The sequence below is a fragment of the Embleya sp. NPDC127516 genome, from assembly GCF_044765325.1.
Classification (GTDB): Bacteria; Actinomycetota; Actinomycetes; order Streptomycetales; family Streptomycetaceae; genus Embleya.
In genome coordinates this window covers 1-23,838 of record NZ_JBIWJT010000001.1, presented here as the reverse complement: position 1 = coordinate 23,838, position 23,838 = coordinate 1, and the positions used below count along the sequence as shown (strand labels likewise).

At 71.2% G+C, this 23,838-nt stretch carries 20 protein-coding genes and 1 tRNA gene; 13 read left to right on the top strand and 8 right to left on the bottom strand.

Annotated elements, in window-relative coordinates:
- The first annotated feature begins 3 nt into the window (after positions 1 to 3).
- The 7 genes from ACIRL2_RS00105 to ACIRL2_RS00075 all read left to right on the top strand — a co-directional run bounded on the left by ACIRL2_RS00105 (position 4) and on the right by ACIRL2_RS00075 (position 8,480).
- Complete coding sequence (locus tag ACIRL2_RS00105) at positions 4 to 975, top strand: type II secretion system F family protein (protein ID WP_402229010.1); 972 nt, start codon at positions 4 to 6, stop codon at positions 973 to 975.
- Positions 972 to 1,847 carry a type II secretion system F family protein gene (locus ACIRL2_RS00100; protein WP_402229007.1) on the top strand — a complete coding sequence of 292 codons (876 nt, stop codon included), beginning with the start codon at positions 972 to 974 and terminating at the stop codon, positions 1,845 to 1,847. Before ACIRL2_RS00105 ends, ACIRL2_RS00100 begins: the two co-directional genes overlap by 4 nt.
- Positions 1,848 to 1,981: 134 nt before the next feature.
- Positions 1,982 to 2,284, top strand: coding sequence for a hypothetical protein (locus ACIRL2_RS00095; RefSeq protein WP_395859596.1), 303 nt, complete (start codon positions 1,982 to 1,984; stop codon positions 2,282 to 2,284).
- Between the two features lie 19 nt (positions 2,285 to 2,303).
- Complete coding sequence (locus ACIRL2_RS00090; protein WP_402229005.1) at positions 2,304 to 2,747, top strand: TadE/TadG family type IV pilus assembly protein; 444 nt, start codon at positions 2,304 to 2,306, stop codon at positions 2,745 to 2,747.
- A gap of 17 nt (positions 2,748 to 2,764) precedes the next feature.
- Positions 2,765 to 3,208, top strand: coding sequence for a TadE family protein (locus ACIRL2_RS00085; RefSeq protein ID WP_395859594.1), 444 nt, complete (start codon positions 2,765 to 2,767; stop codon positions 3,206 to 3,208).
- The gene (locus tag ACIRL2_RS00080) at positions 3,205 to 3,675 is read left to right on the top strand and encodes a pilus assembly protein TadG-related protein (RefSeq protein WP_402229002.1); all 471 of its coding nucleotides are present in this window, start codon (positions 3,205 to 3,207) and stop codon (positions 3,673 to 3,675) included. Before ACIRL2_RS00085 ends, ACIRL2_RS00080 begins: the two co-directional genes overlap by 4 nt.
- Positions 3,672 to 8,480 carry a LysM peptidoglycan-binding domain-containing protein gene (locus ACIRL2_RS00075; RefSeq protein WP_402229000.1) on the top strand — a complete coding sequence of 1,603 codons (4,809 nt, stop codon included), beginning with the start codon at positions 3,672 to 3,674 and terminating at the stop codon, positions 8,478 to 8,480. Before ACIRL2_RS00080 ends, ACIRL2_RS00075 begins: the two co-directional genes overlap by 4 nt.
- A 259-nt stretch (positions 8,481 to 8,739) precedes the next feature.
- Here ACIRL2_RS00075 and ACIRL2_RS00070 read toward each other — a convergent pair whose 3' ends face one another.
- Positions 8,740 to 9,306 carry a prepilin peptidase gene (locus ACIRL2_RS00070; RefSeq protein ID WP_402228997.1) on the bottom strand — a complete coding sequence of 189 codons (567 nt, stop codon included), beginning with the start codon at positions 9,304 to 9,306 and terminating at the stop codon, positions 8,740 to 8,742.
- 244 nt (positions 9,307 to 9,550) lie between these two features.
- Here ACIRL2_RS00070 and ACIRL2_RS00065 point away from each other — a divergent pair, with 244 nt between their 5' ends.
- The 5 genes from ACIRL2_RS00065 to ACIRL2_RS00045 are packed head-to-tail and all read left to right on the top strand — an operon-like array spanning position 9,551 to position 16,659.
- Positions 9,551 to 10,495: an AAA family ATPase gene (locus ACIRL2_RS00065; RefSeq protein ID WP_402228995.1), complete on the top strand. Its 945-nt coding sequence runs from the start codon at positions 9,551 to 9,553 to the stop codon at positions 10,493 to 10,495.
- Positions 10,492 to 11,487 (top strand): hypothetical protein, encoded by a 996-nt coding sequence (locus ACIRL2_RS00060; protein WP_402228993.1) that lies wholly within the window; start codon positions 10,492 to 10,494, stop codon positions 11,485 to 11,487. Before ACIRL2_RS00065 ends, ACIRL2_RS00060 begins: the two co-directional genes overlap by 4 nt.
- Entirely contained in the window at positions 11,484 to 14,423 is a 2,940-nt protein-coding gene (locus ACIRL2_RS00055) for a hypothetical protein (RefSeq protein ID WP_402228991.1), read from the top strand. The genes ACIRL2_RS00060 and ACIRL2_RS00055 overlap by 4 nt, the downstream gene beginning before the upstream one ends.
- A complete protein-coding gene (locus tag ACIRL2_RS00050) occupies positions 14,420 to 15,757 on the top strand; it encodes a toll/interleukin-1 receptor domain-containing protein (protein ID WP_402228988.1) in 1,338 nt (445 codons plus the stop codon). Before ACIRL2_RS00055 ends, ACIRL2_RS00050 begins: the two co-directional genes overlap by 4 nt.
- Entirely contained in the window at positions 15,754 to 16,659 is a 906-nt protein-coding gene (locus ACIRL2_RS00045; protein ID WP_402228986.1) for a DUF4231 domain-containing protein, read from the top strand. The genes ACIRL2_RS00050 and ACIRL2_RS00045 overlap by 4 nt, the downstream gene beginning before the upstream one ends.
- Positions 16,660 to 16,731: 72 nt before the next feature.
- On the opposite strand, the gene ACIRL2_RS00040 is transcribed toward ACIRL2_RS00045, so the two are convergent.
- From ACIRL2_RS00040 to ACIRL2_RS00020, 5 genes are all read right to left on the bottom strand, one after another.
- The gene (locus tag ACIRL2_RS00040; protein WP_402228983.1) at positions 16,732 to 17,865 is read right to left on the bottom strand and encodes a terpene cyclase; all 1,134 of its coding nucleotides are present in this window, start codon (positions 17,863 to 17,865) and stop codon (positions 16,732 to 16,734) included.
- A 185-nt stretch (positions 17,866 to 18,050) separates the two neighbouring features.
- Entirely contained in the window at positions 18,051 to 19,412 is a 1,362-nt protein-coding gene (locus ACIRL2_RS00035) for an FAD-dependent oxidoreductase (RefSeq protein ID WP_402228980.1), read from the bottom strand.
- Between the two features lie 56 nt (positions 19,413 to 19,468).
- Positions 19,469 to 19,813, bottom strand: coding sequence for a hypothetical protein (locus tag ACIRL2_RS00030; protein WP_395859582.1), 345 nt, complete (start codon positions 19,811 to 19,813; stop codon positions 19,469 to 19,471).
- 314 nt (positions 19,814 to 20,127) lie between these two features.
- Positions 20,128 to 20,784: a hypothetical protein gene (locus ACIRL2_RS00025; protein ID WP_402228977.1), complete on the bottom strand. Its 657-nt coding sequence runs from the start codon at positions 20,782 to 20,784 to the stop codon at positions 20,128 to 20,130.
- Positions 20,781 to 20,951 carry a hypothetical protein gene (locus ACIRL2_RS00020; RefSeq protein WP_395859580.1) on the bottom strand — a complete coding sequence of 57 codons (171 nt, stop codon included), beginning with the start codon at positions 20,949 to 20,951 and terminating at the stop codon, positions 20,781 to 20,783. The genes ACIRL2_RS00025 and ACIRL2_RS00020 overlap by 4 nt, the downstream gene beginning before the upstream one ends.
- Positions 20,952 to 21,141: 190 nt before the next feature.
- On the opposite strand from ACIRL2_RS00020, the gene ACIRL2_RS00015 reads away from it, so the two are divergent.
- Positions 21,142 to 21,225: transfer RNA gene (locus ACIRL2_RS00015), tRNA-Leu, on the top strand.
- A 342-nt stretch (positions 21,226 to 21,567) separates the two neighbouring features.
- Here ACIRL2_RS00015 and ACIRL2_RS00010 read toward each other — a convergent pair.
- The gene (locus ACIRL2_RS00010) at positions 21,568 to 22,545 is read right to left on the bottom strand and encodes a recombinase family protein (RefSeq protein ID WP_402228974.1); all 978 of its coding nucleotides are present in this window, start codon (positions 22,543 to 22,545) and stop codon (positions 21,568 to 21,570) included.
- A gap of 315 nt (positions 22,546 to 22,860) precedes the next feature.
- Complete coding sequence (locus ACIRL2_RS00005; protein WP_402228971.1) at positions 22,861 to 23,130, bottom strand: hypothetical protein; 270 nt, start codon at positions 23,128 to 23,130, stop codon at positions 22,861 to 22,863.
- Positions 23,131 to 23,838: the final 708 nt, after the last annotated feature.

Sequence of the window (23,838 nt, the reverse complement as noted above, 5' to 3'; positions counted from 1 at the left end):
GGCATGGGAGACGCGCTGTTGGTCGCGGTGTGCGGATGCCTGCTGGTCGGCGGTCTGATCGGTCTGGTGGTCGGCATCGTCGGCACCTACGACGATCCGACGCCCAAGCCGCCCGGACGGCTGGAGTTGGCGGTAAGGCGGTTGCGGTCGGGCCCGGTGAGCGCCCGACAGCGCACCGCGCGCCGGATCCGCCTTGGCATCGGCATCGCGGCGGCGGCCCTGGTCTGGTTGTTCACCGGATTCCTGGTGGCCGGGCTGCTCGTGATCGCCGCGTTCAGCGGGCTGCCGTGGCTGCTCGCGCCGACCAAGAGCGATCGCACCATCATCAACCGCCTGGACGCGCTCGCCGAGTGGACCCGGCGGATCGCCGACCTGATCGAATTGGGCGCAGGCCTGGAGAACGCGATCCTCACCTCGCGGGCGACCTGCCCGGAGCCGATCGTCGAGGAAGTCGGCGATCTGGTCAGCCGTTTGCAGTCACGGTGGCGTCCGGACGAGGCGCTGCGCGCGTTCGCCGCCGACCTCGGCGACGCCACGGCGGACAAGATCGCGGCGGCGCTGATTCTGCGCGCCTCGGATCGCGGGCCCGGCTTGGCGATGGCGCTCAAGGACCTGGCCACGACGGTGCGCGAAGAGGTGCGCCAGCGTCGGGCGATCGAGGCGGACCGGGCCGGGGCCCGGATGGCGGTGCGCTGGATCACCTACATCACGCTCGCGGTGACCGGGCTGGTCGTGGTGATCAACCGCGACTACGCGGAGCCGTACGGGACGGCGATGGGGCAACTGGTCCTGCTGCTGATGGCGATGGCTTACGTCGGCACCCTGATGTGGATGCGGGCGCTGGCCACGGACCGGGTCAAGCCACGGTTCCTGGTCGCCGACCCGCGCAGCGTGGTCAAGGCCGCGCAAGCCGTGGACGTACAACAGGCGGACGGCGTGCACACCGCCCCCGTGTTGCGGGGTGAGTGGTCGTGATCCCACCCGTGATGATCGTCAGCGGCTGCGTGCTGGGTGCGGGCGCCGCGCTGCTCGTGCGTGAACTGTGGCCCGCGCCACCGGACCTGGGCAACGCGTTGCATCGGCTCTCCGGAGCGCCCAAGCGGCGCACCGAGCAGACCGGCAGCAAGTACGACGACCAACTCGTCGCGCTGGCCCGCAGGGTCCCGGGCTTTCGGGTGCCGCACCGCGAACTCGACCTGGTCGGCGAGACGGTCGCCCAGTTCGTGCGCACGAAGGCGTTGCTTGCCCTGCTCGGCCTGCTGCTGCCCGCGATGCTTTCCGCGGTGCTGGTGGCAACAGGTATCGGAGTGGCCTTCTACGTACCGCTGTTCCTGTCCCTGGCGGTGGCGGCGGGGATGTGGTTCATCCCGGACTTCGCGCTGCGCGACCAGGCCAAGTTCGCCCGGATCGAGTTCCAGCACGCGGCCGCCGCCTATCTGGACCTGGTCGCGCTCGGCCGCGCCGGGGACGCGGGCCCGGCCGAGGCGCTGGAGCGGGCCGCGGCGGTGGGCGACGGTTGGGCGTTCGTCCGCATCCAGGACGCGTTGGCGCGGGCCCGGGTGGGCAGCGCCGACCCCTGGGACGGACTGCGCGATCTGGCCAAGGACCTCGACCTCCCCGAACTCGCGGACGTGGCCGACATCATCGAGATGGCCGGTACCGAAGGTGCTGCGGTGTACGGCACGTTGCGGGCCAGGTCGCAGTCATTGCGCGTCGAACTCCTCGCGAACGAGCACGAACAGGCGAACGCGGACTCGGAACGGCTCACCGTACCCGGGACCATGCTCGTGGTGATCATGGGGATCCTGCTCGGATTCCCGGCGATATCCCGGATGTTCTCGGTATGAACCAGCTTCGAGGTACGAATTGGCGCCTTGGCGCGAATCAGCCTCTTGGTACGAATCAGTTTCTCGGCACGAATCAGCTTCTCGGTATGAACCAGCCTCGGACCCCGAGCCGTTCTCCGGAAGGAGTACAGGCAATGCAGATCGGTTCCTCGTCCCCCGCGGTGCTCGATCGCGTGGAGACCGCCGTACACAAACTGGCCCCCGCCCCGATCGCCTTCGTGTTGATCGTCACGGGCGGTGTGGTGGACCGCTACCGGCGGCTGCGCAAGGAGCGCGACCACGGAGCGGTCAGCATCGAGACGGCGATCATCGTCGCGGTGCTGATGGTGGCCGCGGTCAGCGTCGCGGCGGTGATCTACACCATGTACAAGAAATACCAGGATGGGCTGAAGAAGTCCGACGACAAGTACCAGGAGCCGGTACCCAACGCCGACTAGCGATTCGGACCACGTCTTCGTGAGCAAGGTGCCACACGGCCACCCCTACGACGCGATCCGGCGCCGTCTGCGCAAGGCAGGCGGGCCGGATCGTGGTGGCATGTCCATCACCATGGCGATCGTCTTCCCGATGTTCATCCTGGTCCTGCTCGCGGTGATCCAGGGCTGCCTGTGGTGGTACGCGCGCGAGGTCGCGATGCAGGTCGCCAAGGAGAGCGTCGAGGAGGCGCGGCGTCGCAATGGCGACATCCCGGCCGCGGAACAGCGGGGGCGGGATGTGGCGAAGGACCTCAGCGGGGGAATGCTCAAAGACCTGAAGGTGATTCCGAAGCGCGAGGGAGACGTGCGGATCAGGGTGACCGTCAGCGGTACGTCGTTGTCGGTCGTGCCGGGGATCGGGAGTCTGACCATCACGCAGCACGCGGACGGCGTCGTCGAGCGGTGGACGACAGCGGGCCGATGAGGATCCGGGGGGCGAGGGTGTACAGGGGGAGCCTGCGGGCGGACGAGGGGTCGTTCGCCCTGGAGGCAGCGGTACTTGCGCCGGTGTTGATCGCGTTCCTGTGTCTGGTCATCGCCTTCGGGCGGATCTCGGTGGCCGGCAACGGGGTGGACGCGGCGGCGAAGGCGGGCGCGCGGGAGGCGTCGATCTCGCGCGACGGAAGTGACGCGAAGGGTCTGGCGGAGGAGGCCGTGGAGAGATCGCTGCGGCAGGAGGGGGTCGGCTGCCCCAGGAGTCGGCGCACGGTCGACGTGAACGTCGACGGCTTCAGCGCCGCGGTCGGTACGGCGGCGACCGTCACCGTCACCGTCACCTGCAACGTGTCGCTGTCCGACATCGCGTTCCCCGGCATCCCCGGGTCGAAGACGATGCGGGGCAGCTTCACCTCGGTGATCGACACCTACCGGGAGAGGACGAAGTGACGACCCGCCGGCGTGTTCACGCGTACGCCGAGGGCGTCACCGGCGGCCCCCGGGACCGGGGCTCGTTGGCCATCATGCTCGCGATCATGATGGCCGTGATCATCCTGCTTGTCGGGCTGGTCCTGGACGGCGGCGGCAAGCTGCGTACGGATTCCAGGGCCGACGCGTTCGCGCAGGAGGCCGCCCGCGCCGCAGGGCAGGCAATCGACCCCACCAAGGCCATTCCGGGCACCGCGATCGTGGTGCCGAGCGAGGACGCCAAGCGCGAGGCGCGCAACTACCTCGCGTCCATCGATCCCGGTGCCATCGTCACCGTGACACCCGACGGCCGCAACGTCGACGTCTGGGTGACGCTCCACTACAAGACCAAGGTGGCCGCCTTCTTCGGCGTCTCCACCGTCACCGTTAGAGGCCATGCCCGTGCCGGGCTCGTCCATGGGATCCAAGCCCCGGAGGACGCACCGTGACCGTTACCCAAGGCCCTCGTCCCGGCTCCGGTCCCGGTACCCGGGCGCACGCTCGCAGCCGCGACGACCGCGGCCGACGCCGTGGACTCGGCCGCTTCCTCTTCGACTTCGCACGCGGCCTGCTCAGCCTCGTCGTCCTGCTCGCGTTGCTGGTCGGCCTGCCCGCGCTGCTCGTCGTGGCCACCACGACGTTGTTGCCGCACCGCCTGCCGGGACTGGACGAGGTCACCAAGATCCTCACCGAGCCCGACGACGGGAGCGGCTTCATCGCCGCGCTCGCGATCATCGCGTGGATCGCGTGGTTGTGCTTCGCGATTTCCGTCGTGGTGGAAATCCCGGCGCAGGTACGGGGGTTGTCCGCGCCGCGGATTCGCGGTCTGGGCTGGAGCCAGAAGGCGGCCGGCGCGCTGATCGGCGGCATCATGTTGCTGCTGCCCACCGGTACCGCGTTGGCGGCCGGCGAGGCACAGGCGGCTCCGCATCCGTCGGAGCGTGTCGCGAGCGCGCCGAGCCGCACTGTCGAGCAGGAGATCCCGGTCCGGGTACAGGATCCCGGGACGAGCGCCGGACCCACGCACACCGTGCAGCGCGGCGACTCGTTGTGGACGATCGCCGAGGAGCGGCTGGGCGACGGCAAACGCTGGACGGAGATCGCCAAGCTCAACGACGGCAAGGTGATGGCCAACGGGCAGAAGTTCGACTCGGCGGACTATGTCGAGGAGGGCTGGGTGCTGACGCTGCCCGCGAACGCGGCGCCGCCCGCCGAGGTCAAGTCCGCGCACGCGCCGGACAACGGACCCGGGGACCGGCGCGACGACCGGAAGGCGCTGCCGCAGACGGTCACGGTCAAGCCGGGCGACACGTTGTCGGACATCGCCGAGGAACTGCTGGGCGACGGCGACCGCTATCCCGAGATCTTCGCCGCGAACAAGGACAAGCCGCAGCCGACCGGTTCGGCCCTGACCGACCCGAACGCGATCGAGCCCGGCTGGACGCTGTCCATCCCGGGTGGTGGAGGCACCGAGGCCCAGCAGCCGCAGGCACCCCAGCAACAGCCTCCACAGCAACAGCCTCCACAGCAACAACCGCCGCAGCAGGCACCACCTCAGCAGCAGGCGCCGCAGCAACAGCAAGCTCCGCAACAACAAGCTCCGCAACAGCAGGCGCCACAACAGCAACAACACCCGCAACAGCAGCAGAAGCCGTTCGTCGAAACCCCGCCGCAGATCGCCAAGCAGGACCCGATCATGGTGCCGAGCGCTCCCGCCAAGCCGAGCCAGGCGCCGACGCCGAAGCAGAACGCGGAGAACACCAATCCCACCGGGAGCCGTGCCGAGGCGCCAAGCCCGGGTGGAGACGAGCGTTCGCTGCCGGTCGGCGCCATCGCGTTGGGCGCGGTGGGCGCCGCGGCGGTGCTGGGCGCGTTGCTGGTGCGCCGTCGACTACAGCAGTCGGTGCGTCGGGACGGCCGGCGGATCGCGATGCCGGCGCCGGAGGCCGCCGACCTCGAACAACAACTGCGCGCCACCGAAACCCCGGACGCGCTCGACCTGTTCGACCGCACGCTCCGCACGTTGTGCGCGCGGATGTCGGACACCGGACGCACCCTGCCGTTGATCGACTCGGTGCAGCTGACCGACCGTCAACTCGAACTGCACCTGGCCGCGCCGTCACCGCCGCTGTATCCGTTCGAGGCGGTACACGGCGACCACATGCACTGGACCTGCCCGGCGGACGCCGAGTTGCTGCACAGCAGCGCGGCGGCCAACGTCCCGGCGCCCTACCCCGCGCTCGCCGTGCTCGGCGAAACCGACGACGGCAGGCAACTGCTGGTGGACCTCGAATCGCTCGGCGTGGTCGGACTGACCGATGGCTCGGGCGAGGACAACCTCGCGGTGCTGCGCGCGCTGGCGGTCGAACTGCTCTCCAACGTGTGGAGCGACGACCTGTGCGTGACCGTGGTCGGCTTCGGTCGCGAACTGCGTGACGTGGAGCGTGAGGGTCGGCAACAACTGCGCTACGCCTACTCGCTGGACGAGGCGCTGGGCCGCCTGGCGACCTGGTCCGACGAGGTGGTCGGCCTGCTCGACGACGCCAAACTCACCTCGCCGCGCCAGGCCCGTACCAAGGGCATCCTGCCCGACACTTGGCCGCCGGAGATCGTGCTGTCCCTGGAGCCGCTGACCGAGGCGCACGTCCCGCACATCCAGCGGTTGACCAACACCTATCCGCGCGCGGCCGCCGCGATCATCGCGCCGATCCACGCCGAGCCCTGGCTCAGTGGGCTCGGTGTGACCCGGCTGCCCACGATCCCCGGTGTGGTGACGCCGAGTCGGATCAACACGGACGTACACGTGCAGCGGCTCGAAGACCCGCAATACCAGGCCCTGGTGAGCATGTTCACCGTCTCCAAGGATCTGGACGGCGTGCCCGCCGAAGAGCCGTTGATCCCGGTTCGGCGTCCCGCACGCGAGCCGGAACCGGCACACGCGGGGGCCGCGTCCGTCGGCGGCAGCATGTCCACGGCCGCGTGGTCCGCGGTCGGCGGCATGGAGCGGCCGGCCCGGGTGGGCGGCGGCGTCGCGACCGAGGCCGATGCCGGGGCCGATCCGGTACCCGGCTACTACCAGCCGGATCCCACCGATCCGGAGCCGGACGAGCGGGCGTTCGCCGCACCCGGACGACCCACGGGCGGGTCGGGTCGGGATGGGCGGGCCGGTTCGGGCTCGGGTGCGGGCTCGGGTCCCGGATCCTGGGGCACGGCCGTATATCCGCTGCCCGGTGGGCCGTTGGCACCTCCGGAGCGGATCGAACGACGGCTCGGATCGACCGAGGACACCGGTTCGCTGCCGTTGCCCTGGCTGCCCGAGGACCCGCACGAGTACGACGCGCAGTCCCCCGACGAGGTCGAGCGCCCCTACGAACCGGAGTTGTTCCAGCCGCCGGTGGTCGGTCCGGACGGCACCGACCCGGCAGAGCCGGCGGCGTACCCGCAATCCGCGCAGGAAGCAAAGGCGGCGGCCGACGTGCGCGCCGGGGAATCGACCGACTCGGAGCCCGGGTACGCGGATCAGTCATATGCCGAACCGCCCTATGTGGAACCGCCGTACGCGCATCCGCCATATGGCGGCGAAGCGCCCGTGGCGCCATCCTTCGAGGAGCCGGCCGTCGAGGGGTCGGTCCGTACCGGGTCGGTGTACGCCGAACCGAACGCCCAGGAGGCCGTCGACGCCATGCCGGACCGGCAGGAATCGGCTTCGGGGACGATGGAATTCGAGGTGGCCGCGCTCGGGACTCCGGTGTCCGAGGCGGCGGACCCGGCGGACGCGACACTCGGCGAACCGGTTTTCGGAGCGCCTGTGTTTTCGGAACACCGCGATGCGCACGATCCGTTGGTCGACGAGCGGACGCCCGAGGACACCGGACACGACGAAATAGGACTCGAAGGGGTGGACGATCCCGAGGATCACCCCTACGCATCCGCCGGGGATGCCGGACCACCGGCCGACTCGGTGGCGGCCGCAGAGGCCCCGGACGAGGGAACAGCAGTGCCGATCGAGGCTCGGACCAGCACTGGAGAACAAGCCGTGCCGTGGGATGTCGAGGAGGCCCCGGAGGGCGCCTTCGCGGCCTACCCGGCCCATGCCGCCAACGGACACGGCGGCGTTCGGGCCGACGTGCTCACCGGCCCCGGGGTCCAGGTCCTGGGCCCGGACGACGAGGTCGACCTGATGCAGGGCGGCGAGCGCGGACGGACCGCTCCGGCGCCGGCCGAGCAGACACGCGCGGTGCCCCCGACGGTGGATGCCCCCGCGGGCGGCGTCGAGATGCCGTCGGCCGAGTACTGGGGTGCGCCGGGCCAGGTCCAGGAGGGCCTGGCCGTTCAGGAGGGCCCGACCGTCCAGGAGGGGCTGACCGCCGAGGACTCCGGGATGTTCCTGGTGGTCGCGCCGGAGGCGGAGGCCGCCGTGGTGGACGCCCCGGAGGTGGGTTCGACGTGGGACGTCGCGCCGCCGGTCGCCGCGCTCCCGGCGGAGGCGCCGGTCGCGCCGGGCCTGGCCTCGGAGGGCTTCGCGCCGACCTACCCGGAGATTCGGATCCTGGGTCAGGTCGATCTGATCGGTGTGGGCGAGGAGGTCGAGCACGGCCGACGCGCACGGCTCACCGAACTCGGCGCGTGGATCGCGCTGCACCCGGGCCGTCCGCTGACCGAACTCGACGCCGCCGTGTGGCCGCTGGGGGTCACCGCCACCGCGCGCAACTCGGCGATCAGCCAACTGCGCCGCTGGGTGGGCATCGGACAGGACGGTACGAGCCACCTGCCGGCGGCGGTCGGCGGCGGGGGCTATGCCTTCGGGCCGGGCTTCGCGTGCGACTGGTTCCGCTTCCGTGAGTTGGTGGCGCCCGGCCTGTACGGGAACCACGAGGTGGCGATGGACTACGCGAGGGCGCTGGACATAGTGCGCGACGCGCCGTTCGACGGGGTGGGCCCGCGCCGCTACGTCTGGGCCGAGCCGTTCCGTCAGCAGATGATCGCCGAGATCGTGGACGTGGCTGCCCGACTGGCGGACTACCACCTGGACAACCACGACCCGCAGGCCGCCAAGCGGGCCTGCTCGGTCGGCCTGGTGGTGTGCCCGGAGTCGCAGATGCTCTACCGCACGATGTTCCGGGCGACGCACATAACCGGCGATCGTGCCGAGTTGGACTACTACGTCGACCGGTTGGACGGATTGCTGGCCGGCCTGGGCGCGGAACCGGAGCCGCTCACCGTGGAGTTGCTGCGGGACCTGTTGGACGACTGACCCGGCGGCGGGGGGGGGGGGGGGGCCCCCCCCCCCCCCCCCCCCCGCGGGGCCCCGGGGCGGCCGGGGGGCCCCGCCCCGGCGCCCCCCGGGGAGAACCCAAACAACAACAACCCCCCCCCCCCGCGCCCCGGCCCCCCCCCCCGGGGGGGGGGCGGGGGCTGTTTTGGCCCCCCCCCCCGGGGGGGGGCGCCCCCCCCCCCCCCCCCCCCCCCCCCCGCCGGATCGGGCACCGGGCGGGCCTGGTGCCCGGGCCCGGTCACGCCCCGCGAATCAGCATCACCAGTACTGCCGCGCCGAGCAGGAACGGGCCGAACGGGACTACGCTGCCCCGACCCGCGCGCCGGGTCGCGGCGAGGGCGATCGCGTACAGGCCCACGCAGACGTACGCCAGGACCAGCCCCTGGACGAGCGCGGCCCAGGACAGCCAGCCGAGCACCAGGCCGACCAGGCCGGCCGCCTTGGCGTCGCCGAGGCCGATGCCCAGACCGCAGAGCGCGAGCACGAGGTGCAGGGCGTACGCCGCGGCCATCGCGAACAGCGCGCGCAGGTAGGCGTCCCCGTCGAGCGGGGCGAGCAACAGCGCGGCGAGCACGGGATAGCCGGGCAGGGTCAGCGGATCGGGGAGCCGCATCAGCCTGGCGTCGCACACCACGAGTGCCGAGGCGAGCAACACGAAGGCCAGAAAGGCGGGCAGCACCGCCTGGATGCCCACCCGCCACGACAACGCGCCGGCGGTGAGCACGAACGCGCCCGCGATCACGAGTCGGTCGCGACGCAGCACGCCGGCGGTGTCCGCGTCGAGATGAATCGGAGATATCCGCACGGCATCGGATCCTGTCAGACAGACGACGGACTCGGCACCGGGCCCACGGGACTCGGACGCCGCCGCAGTGCCATCCGGGTGGACTCCCCACGCCGTCCCCGCACCGGATCGACCGGCGCGCCGGGACGGATCGGGCCGGATCGGGGTCGAATCCGGATCGAACCGGGAGCCAACCGCGATCGGGTCGCACCCGCTTGTGCCGGAATCCGTACCGAGGCAGCCGGTCGGGCGGCACACTGGGGACGTGTCCAAAACCATGGCGTTCGACCCGTTCCGGCAGCCTCCTCTCGCGTCCGCACCGGAGTTCGGAGCCGGCGGTACGACGTCGGACGACGGCGTGTACGTGTTCGACGACGAGCGCATCGTGCTGGCGGTCAACGTGGCGCTGGCGACTCGGCGGCCGTTGCTGGTCTTCGGGCCTCCGGGGTCGGGCAAGTCCACGCTCGCGCCGAACGTCGCGCGTCACCTGGGGCGGGTCTGCCACACCGAGGTGATCACCGCGCGCACCGAACCCGAGGACCTGCTGTGGCGGTTCGACGCGCTCCGTCGGCTCAACGACGCGCAGGTCCGCGAGGTCGCGCCGACCATCGGCGCGTACTGCGCGCAGGGCGTGTTGTGGAAGGCATTCGATCCATATCGCACCATGTCCGGTCGGGCCGCGCAGGCGCCGGAGGACGGGCCGGTGTACGGCCGGCACACCGGTCCCGCTCCGCTGTCCGTGGTGCTGATCGACGAGATCGACAAGGCCGATCCGGACCTGCCGAACAGCCTGCTGGTACCGCTCGACACGCTGCGCTTCACCGGCCCGGACGGCGAGGAGGTGCGCGCGCGCCCGGGGGCCGAGCCGCTGGTGGTGATCACCAGCAACAACGAACGGGAGTTGCCCGCGCCCTTCGTGCGCCGCTGCATCCTGCTCTCCCTCGAAGCCCCGGATCGCACACATCTGTTGAAGGTGGCGAGCGGTCATCTCGGGGCCGCCTACGACGAATCCATGGCCGAGCAGGTCGCCGACCATCTGCTGAAGATCGCCAACGAATCCGAGTCGGCTCCGGGGCCGAGCACGGCCGAGTTCCTCGACACGCTGCGCGCGTGCCACGAACTGGGCGTCACCGCGGGCAGCCGCACCTGGGACCTGGTCGTGGAGGTCGCACTGAGCAAGGGACGAGGGAGCGCGAGGCCACGCGGGTGAGCGCCGGACGGGGACAGGTCCATCTCGGCGACCTGGTCCGGGCGATCGTCGCGCTGGAGGTCACCGAGGTCGATACGGCGATGGAGATCGCCCGGGTGCTGGGCTTGTCCACGGCGGCCGACTCGGGCCAGCCGGAGGGCACTTCGGCCCGGACTCCGCCGGCGGCGGACCCCGACGAGCCGGGCGGGACGCGGGACGAGTCGCCTGCCGTCGTGAGCGCGCCCTTGCCGCCGCTGCGGGAGGCAGACGGGGGCTGCTCGTTGCTGGTGCTGCGTGAACCGAGCCCGGGTTCCGGCCTGGTCGTGGCGGCCGAATCGGATGGGGTCGACGTACAACGGTTGCTGGACTCCGGTTCGCGCGATGGCGCGCCCGAGCCGGTGTGGCCGGAGCGCTGGGCGCCGGGGGTGATGTTCGCGGCGACGTCGACCGACGTGATCGGCCGCGTATTGGACGAACGTGCGCTGGTGCGCGGGGTGGCCGATCGCGGGCTGGTCCGAACGCTGCCCTTCCGAGCGCGGCCGACCACCCGGCTGGGCATACAACTCCTGTTGGATGGGGGCGAGTCCATGCGGCCGTTCCGGTTCGACCAGCGGTGGTTGCGCCAACTCGCGGATGCGGTGGTCGGGCGGGACCGGGTCGAGGTGCTGCGCTTTCAGGGAACCCCGTGGCGCGGCGTGCGTGCGGTCGGGCGCCGTGTGCCGGTGGCCTACCGGGCGCCGGCGGCGGGTACGCCTGTGGTGCTGGTGTCGGATCTGGGGCTGCGCAGGCTGCCGTTCAGTGCCGCCGCCGCGGCCGGTTCGACCGAGTGGCGGGATTGGATCGACGCGGTACGCCGTGCCGGATGTCCGGTGGTGTGCCTGACGCCGTACGAGGCGCGGGCGCATCCGTGGGCGCTGCGCCGGCGCGTGGCGATGGTGCCGCTGGATCGGCGGACCTCGATTCGCGCGGCGCGGCGGGAGACTCGGCGGGCGGGGGAGGGGGTGCGGCGATGACAGGTCCACGCGAGCCCTTCGACGCGCGCCCGGCACCCGCCCGCGACGCGCGGCCGGACGAGGATGCCCCGCCGGACCTCGACAGCCCGCCGGACGGCGTCGAACCCGACGGATCGGCGGAGTTGCGCTATCTGCGGTGGCTGGCCGAGACTGATCCGCCGTTGTACACGCTGGCCCGGGCCCTGTGCCTGGCCCCGCACGCCGCGCCGGCGTTCGTTCGGCGGGCGCGCCTGACATTCGTCCCGGACAGTGCGGCGGGGCTGGAGGCGGACCTCTGGTTCTCGCCGCTGATCGAGTCCGCCGACGCGCGGGCCGTGGTGCTCGATCCGCTGATCGCGGCCGGGTTGCGGCACGATTTGTCGCGGGACCGGCGGCAGTGGAAGGCGGTGCTCTCCCTGACCGAGGACATGCAGCGCGAGGCACCGGAGTTGGTCCGGCGCTACACGCGACTCGCGCTGGCCGACGCCGGTGAGCGGTGGGTGGACACAGAGGCCGAACTGGCGGGCTTTGCCGCCGGGATCTCGGCCGGTGCTCCCGACGGCGCGTCGGCCGACGATCTCTCCCGTTGGCTCGTGCACTTCCTGCCCAGGCTGCCCCGGGTGCTCGAGGACGCCGCACCGGCCCGCACGCTGCTGATCTCGGCGGCGGCCCGGCTGGCGGTCGATCCGCCGGGCTGGGTGGTCGATCGGCACGGAACGGCCCGGGTCGCGGCGGCACGGGCGGCCGCGACCCGGATGCCGGTGCGGGGCCGCGCGGAACTCGGGGTGCGGCTGGACGATGCCGGCCTGACTCTCAGCCGCCCGCCGGCACCGGGGTCGCGGGTGCTGGAAGTCCCGGACGGGGAACGGGTACGGGTCGAGTTGGCGGGACCGGGGGAGGCTACGACCCAGGGCCACGTGGTGGAGCTGGGAACCGACGAGTCGGTTCGGGTGCCGGTCGCGGTGTTCGCCGAACTCGCCGTGAAGTCCACCGATCGGGACCCGCTGACGGGCCGCCGCCTCATGAACACGGAGACGGTCTTCGGGGCCACGGACGCGTCGGCGGACGGCCGGCTCCGAGCGGCGCTGCGTTCGGCGGGTGAGGGGACGGAATTGCTGCTGTGGCAGGGAAAGCTGCGCCGGACCGTACCGCTCCAGGGAACTCCGCGCCTGCTGCGGGTAGATGACCGGACCGGGACGGTTCTGCTGGTGGCCGAGGATCGGTTGCTCGTCGTGCGGACCGAAGGGGCCGAGACGGTGTCCATCGGCGGCCTGGGGGAGATCCGTGACGCGGTCGTCGCCACGCCCGACCGCTTGTCGCCGACGCGGTGGGTGGTCGTGGCCAACGAGCATGGCGTGTGTATGGTCCGGCCGGACGCACCGATGGATCCGCCGACGTACCTGTCCCGGTCGGCCGAAGTGGGTCTGCGGATCTGGGTCGGGGCCGAGTCGTCGGAGCTGGTGATCGTGCGTGGTGGTGTGGAACCGGAGTTCGTCGACCTCGCGGGAGGCGGTGCGATCCGGTCCGAGGCACGCGCCGACGTGCTGCCGGTGACCGCGATCACCAGCGCGCACGGCGGCCGTCCGCTGCTCTTCGCGCAGACCGGCCCGCAACTCGTGCTGATGCCGACCCCCGACACGACCCATGTCGTCCGGGGCGGCGGCCTGAGCACGGACATCGTGTCCGTCGCGATCAGCCGCGGCGGAGCCGGGACCGCGGCCGTGGACCGGGCGGGCCGGTTGCTGAGATGGGACGGTACGACGATGTCGGGTCGGATGCGCGAAGTGCCGCTGCCGTTCCCGGCGGTGAGCATCTCGGCGGCGAGTCCGCGGGAGTTCACCGTGGTCGGCCGAGGCGGCCCGGTCGAACTGCGGGCCGAGGACGGCCGGACCGTGCTGCTCACGCCGGCCCGGAACGCGGACCCGGAAACGGGTTGGCTGCTGGACACCCTGGTCGCCACGATGCCCGTGCGTGCCGCAGACCTGGAGTCCGTCGTGCGCTCGGGCATCGGCTGCGTATGCCTACCCGTGCCGATACGGGAATCGACCCCCGGGCGTTCCGGCTCGGTGGCCGCCGGGGAGATCCTGCGCGCGGCCGGGGCGGCGGGCATCAGGATGCTGGTCGACGTGCAGGTCGCGCCCGGTTCGGACGCGGTCCGGAGCGGCCGCGGACCCCGATTGTTGCGCTACTGCGCCGAGTTGCTGGCGGCGGGCGCCGCAGGCGTACGGGTGTTGCCGTCGCGTCCGGTTTCCGGCGGCGACACCTCGACCGGCCGGGGCGACCCGACGGTGGAATTCCTGCGGGCGCTGCGGCGGTTGGTGGACGAGCATCCGGGGCGGGTGCTCGTGCTCGATCGCGGCGCGGTCGGCGAGTCGGCGCCGCGTGCGGGTGACGAGTGTTGCCATCTCGTGCTCGCCCAGGGCACTCGATCGGTGCCGCAGGCGCTGGCGCTCATGGAGACCGGGCAACCGTTCGCGGGCGCCGTACCGGATTGGACCCTGTCGCTGTCGACCGGGATCGGGAGGGAACCGACACGTGCGGGGGCGATGGCCTCGGTCGCGCTCGCGCTACCGGGACTTCGGGCCGTGGCCGGGCTGCCCGTCGGTCCGGGCGACGCCGTCGCGGCGCTGCTGCGGGTGCGCGGACGGGAGCGGGCACTTGCCAGGGGCACCGCGACCCGACTGGGCTCCGGCGACTCGGACGTGGTTGTGCTGTCGCGGCGCTACGAGGACGACATCGTGGTCTGCGTGGCGAACCTCGGTACACGGCGAGGCACCGTCGCGCTGACCACGCCCAGTCTGCCGCCCGGCAGGCTCGTGGACCTGCTGGACCTCTCGGGGCCGCAACCGACGCGCACGCTCGGCGACAGGTCGCCGGCGATGGTCACCCTCGCCGCCCACGAATACCGCTGGTTCCGGCTGCTGACGTCCAACGAGCTCTACGCGAGCCGCTCGTGACGGCCCATCACGCCTTCGACCGGCCGGGTGCCGCCCCGACACCTCGTCCGCGGATCTTCGTCAGCCACAGCACGCGGGCGAAGCCGGGACAGGTCTGTTGTCGATGCCTGGAAGCGCGCGACGCGTTGGTCGAACGGTTGAGCGCCGAGGGCTTCGAAGCCGTGTACGACAAGGACTTCCTGCGCAGCGGCGACGGATGGCAGCAGGAGATCGCGCTGGAACTGCACGGCAGTCAGGCCACCGTGCTGCTGCTGTCCCGGCACGCGCTGGAGTCGGCGAACGTCGGCTACGAGGCCGGCATCGCGGACGGCAGGCGGCGGGTCGACGCCCGATATCGCTTCATCGCGCTGAAGTTGCCGGACGTGCGCCGCGTCGATCTCGCCGCGAGCGCGCTCAAGGCGATCCATCTCGGCGAGGTGGACATGTGCGACTGGGCCGACGACGAGATCGCCGGCGGTCGGCTGCCCGCCAAGCTGTGTGCGGATCTGGCGCAGATCCGGCTTTGGCACCTGGACCGCTCCTCGCCCACGCGCAACGCGGTGACCTCCGCGCTGGGCGAGGCGTACGAGGGACCGCTTCGGGCCGCCGCGGAGGTGCTGGGGGTGCGTGAGCGACTCGACCGCGAAGTGCTCCGTGAACGGCTCAGCGAGGCGTTGTTGACCGAGCGCGCTCCTGCGCCCCGGCGCGAACCCGACCCGCTGGTGCGGGCGCTGGGCGAGGTGCTGCCGGTGCTGCGGTCGGAGCCGGCGGGCACGGTGGCCGACCTCAGTGTGGTGTACGCGCGGGTGCCCACGCTGGCCGCCGCGCAACTGGGCGAGTTGCGCGGGCGCGAGGACGGGCGGGTCGCCGTGCTCACCGCGACGCGCGACGGGACCCTGCGGGCGTACCTGCTGCGGGCCAGCGGACATCCGCGTCCGTGGCCGCATGTGGAGGTCACGGTGCCGGCCGGCGCCCGGATGGCGGCGGGTCTGGTCGCCGCGATCCGGGACGCGGTGGCGGGGTACCTGGACTACGACGGCTACGACGACCCGGAGTTGGAGGGCGAGGTCGGGTTCCGTGAGGTGATCGAGGCGCACGCACTGGAGACCGGACCGATCGTGGTGGTCATCCGGCACCTGCCGGACGCGGCGTTGGTGCGTGAGCTGCGGGTGGCCTTCCCGTGCCTGCTGTTGTTGTTCCTCACCGACCGGGTCGGCGCGTGCGGACCGGTGGAGGCGATCGAACTGGCGCCGTTGACACCTTCCGGTGAAGGGGAGTTGAGGCGTACGCACGGCCGGGCGATGCATCTGGCCGGACTTCCGGAACGACCCGATCCGCCCAGGAGGCCCGCGTGACCGTCGGTACGGATCCGGTGCTCGAACAGACCTGGCACGCGCAGCGTCGCTGGTCGCTCGCCGCGTCGGCGGCCAAGGCGTCGGTGCAGCGATGGCGGCTGGTCCGGCTGATGTTGGGGGTTGCCGGCGCGGTATCGGTCACGGCGAGTACGCAGGTGTCCGGTGATCCGGGCAAGGTGCTGTCGCTGATCGGCGCGCTGTGTGTGGGACTGGTTCCGCTGGTGACTTCGCTGCGGCTGCCACCGGCCCGGATCGAGGCCTGGACGCGGCTGCGTTCGGTCAGCGAGGGGCTCAAGAGCGAGGTCTACCTCTACCTGACGGTGAGTGATCCGTACGCGGGCGCGGTGGCCGAGCGTCGGGCGCGATTGTCCGCACGGCGTGCCTCTTTCGAGGACGAGGCGGGCGAACTGCTCGGCCTGCTACCGGTGTTGGCTCCGGCGGAACAGCCGGCGCCGCCGGCCGTGCACGATGTGGACGGCTATGTGCGCGAGCGGATCGACGTCCAGGCGGACGGCTACTACCGGACGCAGGTGTCGCGGATGCGGCGGGGGTTGGCCCGGATCCAGTTCGCCGAGTTCGTGTTGGCGCTCACCGGCATGGCGCTCGCGGCGGTGGCGGGCACGGTGGGTGGCGGTCGGCTCGGGGCATGGGTGCCGGTGGTTACGACGGTCTCGGCGTCGGTGATGTTGTACGGATACGGCGTTCGGTACCAAGAGAACCTCATCTCGTTCGCCCGGACCGCCGAGCAGTTACGCCGGTTGCGCGACGATCGGGTGGCGCGGATGCCGCTGGATCCGGCCGAGGAGGCGCGGTTCGTGGAGCGGTGCGAGAACGTCATCTCGATCGAGACGCAGGGGTGGATGGCGCGGGCGGCGCACGCGGATCCGGGGCCGCCGCAGTAGGCGCCGCGGACGCGGGGGTTGGTCGACCGCGTCGCGAAGTGGCCATCTGTGTGTGGTACTTCCGACGCGCAGTCAGGCCGTCCGCGTGCGCAGATGGGTGGCGGCCGGGTTGTGCGGGTCGTCGGCGTAGCCGTGCGCGGGTTCGTCCGGGACGACGTCGGGCACGGTGTAGGGGGCGGATCGCAGGCCCCAGTCGTAGTAGCCGCGGATCCAGTTGCGCATCCCCTCGACGCTCATCTCGACGGCGATGCGTTCGGTCGTGCCCAGACCGAGTTCGCCGCAGATCTGCGGCATGTACGCCTGGAGCGTCATGAACGTGTCGAGCTGCTCGTACGTCATCCTGGTCGCCTCGCGCAGGGCGACGTCGTGTGAGCAGTCCAGCCGGTCGCGCAGGACCATGACCAGGTTGTGCGACGCGACCCGGCGGCCGCGGCGGCCCGGTGACTGGATGTCGTTGATGTAGGCGATCGTGTCGGTCGCGGCCTCGCGCAGCCTGCGCATGAGCGGGTGGGCCTGGATCTGGGCGGGCACCTCGAACCTGCGGCTGCGTTCTATCGCGTCGAGCGAGTGCGGTATGCCGGCGGTGTTGCGGCGCATCACGCGATAGCTGTCCAGATCGGGTACCGCCCGGGAGGCGCTCATCCGCAGCTCGGACGCGTGCGAGGCGAGGAATCGGGCCCAGCTTGCCGCGAACCGGTTCTGCCAGGTCACCGAGGTGCCGTCGGACATCGAGGCCCAGACCTCGGACCAGGCCAGGGTGATCGGGGAGACCAGGTCGGGCGGGGTGCCGGGTTCGCGGAACGGGATGGTGATCAGTTCGCGGGCGATCTCGGCGACGCGGTCCGAGCGTTCGGGGGACCGCGGGCGGGCGGCGGGGCTGCCGAGAGGGGTGCTGTCGGTGCCGGACCGGGCCCTGGTGCGGGCGTCGGCGTCCGGGTCGGCGTCGCAGTCGTCGTCGAACAGGAAGGCGAGCGCGAACCAGTTCATCAACATGAACTGGTCGTCGGGCGACGCGTGCGGGTAGGTGCGGCCGACGGCTTCCGGCAGGTCCCACGAGGTGTATTCGCGCAGACCCGCGTCGGTGCGGATCAGGCCGCGGTCGCGGACCCAGTCGAGGTGGCGGCTCCGGGCTTGGTCCAGGTACGGACTGATCGGGGCCTCGAACGGAATCGAGAACAGCACATCCTGCGGCACCTGGTCTCCCACCCGTTGCGTGATCATTGTTATGCCGCATCGGCGTCGCCGGCGCAAGATCCTTTGCGTGTGCGGAGAGTGACGTCGACGGGCGCTTCGACACGTGCGGTGATGCTTGTGCGGGCACGTGCGGTGATGCGTGTGCGGGCCGTGTCGTGGTGCTGCGTGCACGAGGCTCTCGCGGACGGGCTCGGGGGTCAGGCCGCGATGTGAGCGGTGCTCTCGGTGGAGAGCAGTGCTTTCAGATCGTGCACGGCGGCGCGGCCGGCCCGGTTGGCACCGATCGTGCTTGCCGAAGGACCGTACCCCACAAGGTGGATGCGCGGGTCGCGCGCGGTGTGCGTACCGTCCATCCTGATGCCGCCGCCGGGCTCGCGCAGGTCCAGCGGCGCCAAATGCCGCAGTGAAGCGCGGAATCCGGTCGCCCACACGATGGCGTCGGCGCGCACCGACGAGCCGTCGGCCCATTCCACTCCGAGAGCGGTGATCCGATCGAAGATCGGCAGTCGCGTCAGCACTCCGTGCTCTCGCGCGGCGCGCACCGCGGCCGTCGGCGGCAGCCCCGTCACCGCCACCACACTCTCCGGCGGCAGCCCCGCACGAACACGCTCCTCCACCCGGGCGACCACGGACCGACCGACCTCGGCACTGAACTCCCCGTCGCGGAACACCGGCGGCCGACGGGTCACCCACGTGGTGGTGCCGACCTCGGCGATCTCGGCGAGCGCGTGGATGGCGGACGTACCGCCACCGACCACGACCACATGCCGTCCGGCGAACTCGGCCGGCCCGCGATAGTCCGCCATGTGCAACTGCCGACCGCGGAACTCGCCGGCGCCCGGGTAGTACGGGATGAACGGGTGGCGCCACGTCCCGGTCGCATTGACCAGGGCTCGGGCGGTCCAGGTGCCCCGGTCGGTCTCGATGGTCAACAGGTCGGCGGAGGCGCGGGGTTGCGTCGTGGTGATTGCGTTGGGCGAGTGTGCGGCGTGCGAGTCGGTGGCGTGCGGGCCGTTGTCGAGGGGAGGCGTGCCGGGGGTGGGAGTCGGGCGGGACGCCGTGCCGGGGCCGGGCGTCGCGTCCGGGGCAGGCGTCGACCGCACCGCCGTCACGGCTACGGGGCGCACGATGTGCAGGTCGAAGGTGCGCTCGTAGGTCGCGAAGTATTCGGGCAGTGCCTCGAAGGCGGGCCGGGCCGGCTCGATCTGCGGTACCGGCAGGCCGGGAAGCTCGTGGATCCCGTGTACGGCTTCCATCCGCAGCGTGGGCCACCGGTGCCGCCAGGCTCCACCCGGGCCCTCGTCGGCGTCGAGTACGACGAACGACAGTCCGGAGCGGCGCAGATGGTAGGCGGCGGACAGCCCGGCCTGCCCGGCGCCGATGACCACGACGTCGAGGACGCCTTCGTGGGCGGGGGAGTCGGAAGTTGTCCCGGGCCGGCGGGCGCCTCCCGGCTCGATGCCTTCGGTGGTCCGCGGGTCGCGTCCGGCTTCGGGGCGTGTGCGGGGCGGACCGGTGCTCGCGGCCGTGGTCGACGTCCCGGTCCCTGTCGTCGTCACGCTCACCATCTCGCTCACACGAGCGAGAACAGGTGGACCCGGGAGATCCTTCCCGATCACCCCGTGGCGTCGACCACCGTCGCGACGCCGATCAGTTGGCCCGCCACGGTGACCAGGCCGAGCCATCGCCGTACGCCGCGCAGCCCCGCTCTCGGCAACGCCGTCGAGACCGCGACCAGGAAGAGCGCGAGCAGGCTCGTCCCGAAGGCGAGCAGCGAACCGTCGGCCGGGCCGACCGCCGGTTCGCGGCAACCCCATCGCTCCAGACAGTCGCCGGTGGCGTTCCAGTAGCCGGCGAGTACGACGGTGCAGTCCACCATGACCAGCACGACCGCGCCGAGGAACAGCCCCCAGCCCACCAGCAGCGCACGCGGGCCCGGTGCGTCCTCGCGGGCGCTCATGGGCGGGAACTCATCCCGGGTTCGCCGGGTTCGCCGGGTTCGCTGGGGGCCGGGCTCGCCGGACTCATGGAACCCACGGGATGCATGGGGCCCACGGGTCGGGCGGGGCTCACAGGACGGACAGGACCCACGGGACGGACAGGACCGACCGGATGCACGGGAACCATGGGACCCACAGGGCCCAGAGGGTGCTCACGCCTCACAGGAGCCCCACGACGTACGGCTCTCACGCAGTGTGCAGCGCCCGCCCGCCTCATCGGACCAACCGGCCTCACGGCCCCACGGCCCCACCGGACTCATTCGCGGCGGCTCCTTCACGGATCCGATCCGAGCAGCCGACCGAGTTGCTCCTGACAGCGGTCGAGCCGGGCCTGGAGCAGGGTGACCTCGGCGACCAGTTGCGGCACGATCTCGTACTCGCCGCGCACGTACGGACTGGCGTCGGCGGCCACCGGTACCCCGGCGAGGCGGGCGTACGACCCGAACGACAACCCCGCTCGCCCGGACGCACACCCGGTACAACTGCCGACCAGGCCGCGCCGGCCCACCACCCCCGTACCCGCGTCGACCAGCAACTCGGCCGGACTGCCGCACCCGCAGGCCCCGACCCACACCGAGGTGACCCGCTGCCGGCTGTACCGGAAGCCGCGCTCGAAGCGGATATAGCCGCCCAGCACGTCCACCCGCAGCAGCGCGGCGTGCCGATACTCCGTGACGCACATCAGTTCGCGCGCGTCCGATTCGGCATTCAGGCAATAGAACCCGCAGTCGCAGCGCGCCGCCGGCGGCCGATGCCGTCGCCCGTACGCGCAGCGCGCCTCGGCCTCGACCTCGTACGGCTGACCGCGCCCGATCGACACGCCGGCGAAGCTCGCCCGATCACCGTCCACCGACAACAACAGCGCCGCGACCTTGTACCCCACGGGCGCGACGCTCGCCCGCTCCTCGGGCAGCCGCCGCCGGCCGATCATCGCCCGGCGACCACCGGCGGCACCTCCACCGCAGGCACCGCCGGGGCCCGCCCATCCGCCCCCCGACCCTCCTTCGGTTCGGACGCCACCACGTCCCGCTCCCGCTCCTCCTCCCGCGTCACCCGCTCCACGACCACACCCGTCGCCACCGGCCTGCCGAGCTGCATGGGATTCCCCTCCCGATCGACTCCTCTCAGGAATGTTCACCCGCCACGCCCCCACCCACACCCACCACCTGATCCCCACAAAACGCCCACCGGGGCCGGCCAAACCAACCAACAGGTAACCGTGTCGCAAAGCCCTCCCGAACCTTGCTATCCTTGCCAAGCACGCAGGGCACCACCCCTGCGCCCACTCGTCCGGGTGGCGGAATTGGCAGACGCGCTAGCTTGAGGTGCTAGTGCCCGAAAGGGCTTGGGGGTTCAAGTCCCCCCTCGGACACAGACCATAACCCCAACTTGTGCGGGTCGAAGCTTGCTTCGACCCGCACTTGTTGCGTTCCGGGGTCGTACGTGAGCTGCAGCTCCAGGGCGTCGTAGGTGCCTGCCTTGAGCTGGGGTTCCGCCTCGGCGAGTGCGGCCGGAATGTCCCCGATCTCACGCACGAGGGCTTCCACCTCCTCCCTCTCCATGCGTCGACCGCCCGTGAGGCTGTGGGTGCGAGCGAGGGCTTGGGCGCGGGTGGCTTGAACCTCTGCGGTCCAGGTCGCAATCAGCTGGGGGTCGGTGCCGGCTTCGAGGGCCGCGCGATAGTGGGTAATTTTTCGGTCGCAGTCGGTGATCATCAGAGCTGCCTCCTTCGCTGCGAGGGATTGGTCGGGGTCGGCTGTGCGCTGTACATCTGCTCGATGGTGTCGGCGAGGCGCTCGGGGGCGAAGACTTCGGCGAGCCAGGCGTCGAGCGGCTTGATGAGGTCCCGCTCGGCGACATAGACGTTGTCCGGGTGTTGGACCCGGCCGGCGAGTGCGTACTCCTTGGGGAAGCGGCACCGGTAGTAGAGGAGCCCCTTGCTCTGCTGGCCCTGCATGCGTCGCCTGCAGATGCCGCAGGACAGGCGCCGGCGGAGTTGGTAGCAGTGGCGCGTGGAGTGACGGTCGCGCGTCTTCCGGGTGCTGCCGCGGCCCGAGAGGATAACCTGCGTTCGGCGGAAGGTCTCGACGTCGATGATCGGCTCGTGTGCCAGGCCGGTGGACCAGACCCAGTCGTCCGGGTTGTTCCACCGCATACGGGTCTCGTGGCCGAGAGCGACGTCCTCGACGTCGATCAGTACTTCGTCCTTGCGTTGCCGGTTCCACACCTGGTGGCCGGTGTAGCGGGGGTTGGTGAGGATCGCGCGGACTGCGCCCTTGGACCATGCGATGCCGGAGCGATGCGGGTTGCGCTTTCGGTCGTGGGCCGAAGGGCAAGGGATCTGGGAACGGGTCAGTTCCTCGGCGATGGCGTAGAGCCCCCGGCCGGCGAGGTACTCGGTGAAGATCCACACGACGACGGGTTCGGTGTCCGGGTCCGGCTCCAGGCGGTGCAGGCGCCGCCCGTCGGCGGCCTTGGCCGGGTGGGGATGTGGGCCGGCGTCGACGAGGCGGTATCCGTACGGGGGGCGACCGCCGAGGAAGCGGCCTTCGATGCGTGCCTGGGCGGCCATCGCGGCGCGCACGCGAATCTTGATGCGGCTGCGTTCGCCTTTCGACATCCCGCCGAAGACCGACATGATCATGTCGTGGGCCTCGGACGTGGGGTCGATGGGGCCACCGACCTCGGGCACCCACAACGCCGTAGTGCGCGAATACGGGTTGTGTGAGGCTGTACTGGTTGCCGTAGAAGGCGCGTTGGGGTTCGCCGATGACGACCGCGTCGAAGCCGCGGTCCGGGTCCTTCAGCGCCCGTAGAAGGGCTGCCGCGCGAGGTCGGCGCTTCCACGGCAGGGACCGTGATTCCCCGACGTCGAAGTACTCGGCTACGACCCGGCCGCCTGTGGCCTCGATGAGGGCCTGGGCGCGGCCGAGTTGCCAGTTTCGGGATGCGTCGGGGTCTTGTTGATCCTCGGTGGATACGCGCCCGGCGAAGGCAAACAGAGTCGTCACGACGATTCCTCGTCATCGGTGGATGAGCCACCGGTACTTCGCCCCTGCTGACGTTGATGCCGCACCGACACGAGTAGGCGCAGGAGAGCTCTCGCCACCGGCGCCGTCACGACCGGCGGAGCCTCGGGGACCACAACCCTCACGGAGGGCTCGGAGTTGTTGACCCGAGTCTCGCCCGACAGATCGAGAGGCCGACCGGCGTGATGCGATCGTTCGATCTGCGGCGTCGATTCGTCTTGGCCTTCGACGAGTTGCTCGAATTCCATGGTCTCATGGAGCGCCGGTGAGGTCTGCGTAGTGAAGGCAAAACGTGGGTGCTGCGGGGCGGGTTTTCCGGCATCACCCACGGCGCTCTCCGCAAGTCGAGACGAAGGGCGTCATGGACAGAACGCGGGGGACGCGATGGCCGGTTACGCACCGTGTCGAGTCCAGAGTCTGTCCCCGGCGCTTGATGACCACGCCGTCGGACGCCCCGGGGCAGTGAGTGCGGGCACGGGCGTCATCGGACGGAGATCGAACAGAGCGAGGCGCGTCTCGGTTAGGTGAGTCCGCCCAACGACCGTCCGGGGCCGGACCCCTCGTCTGCTCCGGTCCGAACTCGGACTCCTCTTCAATCGTCGACTCCGACGGGCGGTCACTGTCGAATCCGACGGTGGAGACGTGGAGTCCGGCTTCGGACTGCCCTACGAAGCCGCGGTCCTGCGCGCCAAACCGGGTAGTCCTTGAGCAAGGCATTCGGATGGTCATCCCGTTCACACCCACTCCCCAGCACCGCTCGAACGGCTGAGCCTCGTACATGACAAAAGGCCCGAGAAAAAGAAGCGTTGGACATCGCAGGCCTGTCAGGCGCCGCCGACCGGCGGAACTTGGCCGCTACTAAGAAGCCGTTGTCATACCGAACTTGGCGTCGGGTTATAGGACTTGGGTTCTCGTTGGAGTGGTCTCGGCGCTGAGAGCGCATGAAAGCAGGGCCT

Bases quoted from the DNA above. Each gene is read 5' to 3' on its own strand.
- ACIRL2_RS00030 (WP_395859582.1), bottom strand. From the start codon at position 19,813: ATGAGCGCCCGCGAGGACGCACCGGGCCCGCGTGCGCTGCTGGTGGGC.
- ACIRL2_RS00025 (WP_402228977.1), bottom strand. From the start codon at position 20,784: ATGATCGGCCGGCGGCGGCTGCCCGAGGAGCGGGCGAGCGTCGCGCCC.
- ACIRL2_RS00095 (WP_395859596.1), top strand. From the start codon at position 1,982: ATGCAGATCGGTTCCTCGTCCCCCGCGGTGCTCGATCGCGTGGAGACC.
- ACIRL2_RS00005 (WP_402228971.1), bottom strand. From the start codon at position 23,130: ATGGAATTCGAGCAACTCGTCGAAGGCCAAGACGAATCGACGCCGCAG.
- ACIRL2_RS00055 (WP_402228991.1), top strand. From the start codon at position 11,484: ATGACAGGTCCACGCGAGCCCTTCGACGCGCGCCCGGCACCCGCCCGC.
- ACIRL2_RS00020 (WP_395859580.1), bottom strand. From the start codon at position 20,951: ATGCAGCTCGGCAGGCCGGTGGCGACGGGTGTGGTCGTGGAGCGGGTG.
- ACIRL2_RS00105 (WP_402229010.1), top strand. From the start codon at position 4: ATGGGAGACGCGCTGTTGGTCGCGGTGTGCGGATGCCTGCTGGTCGGC.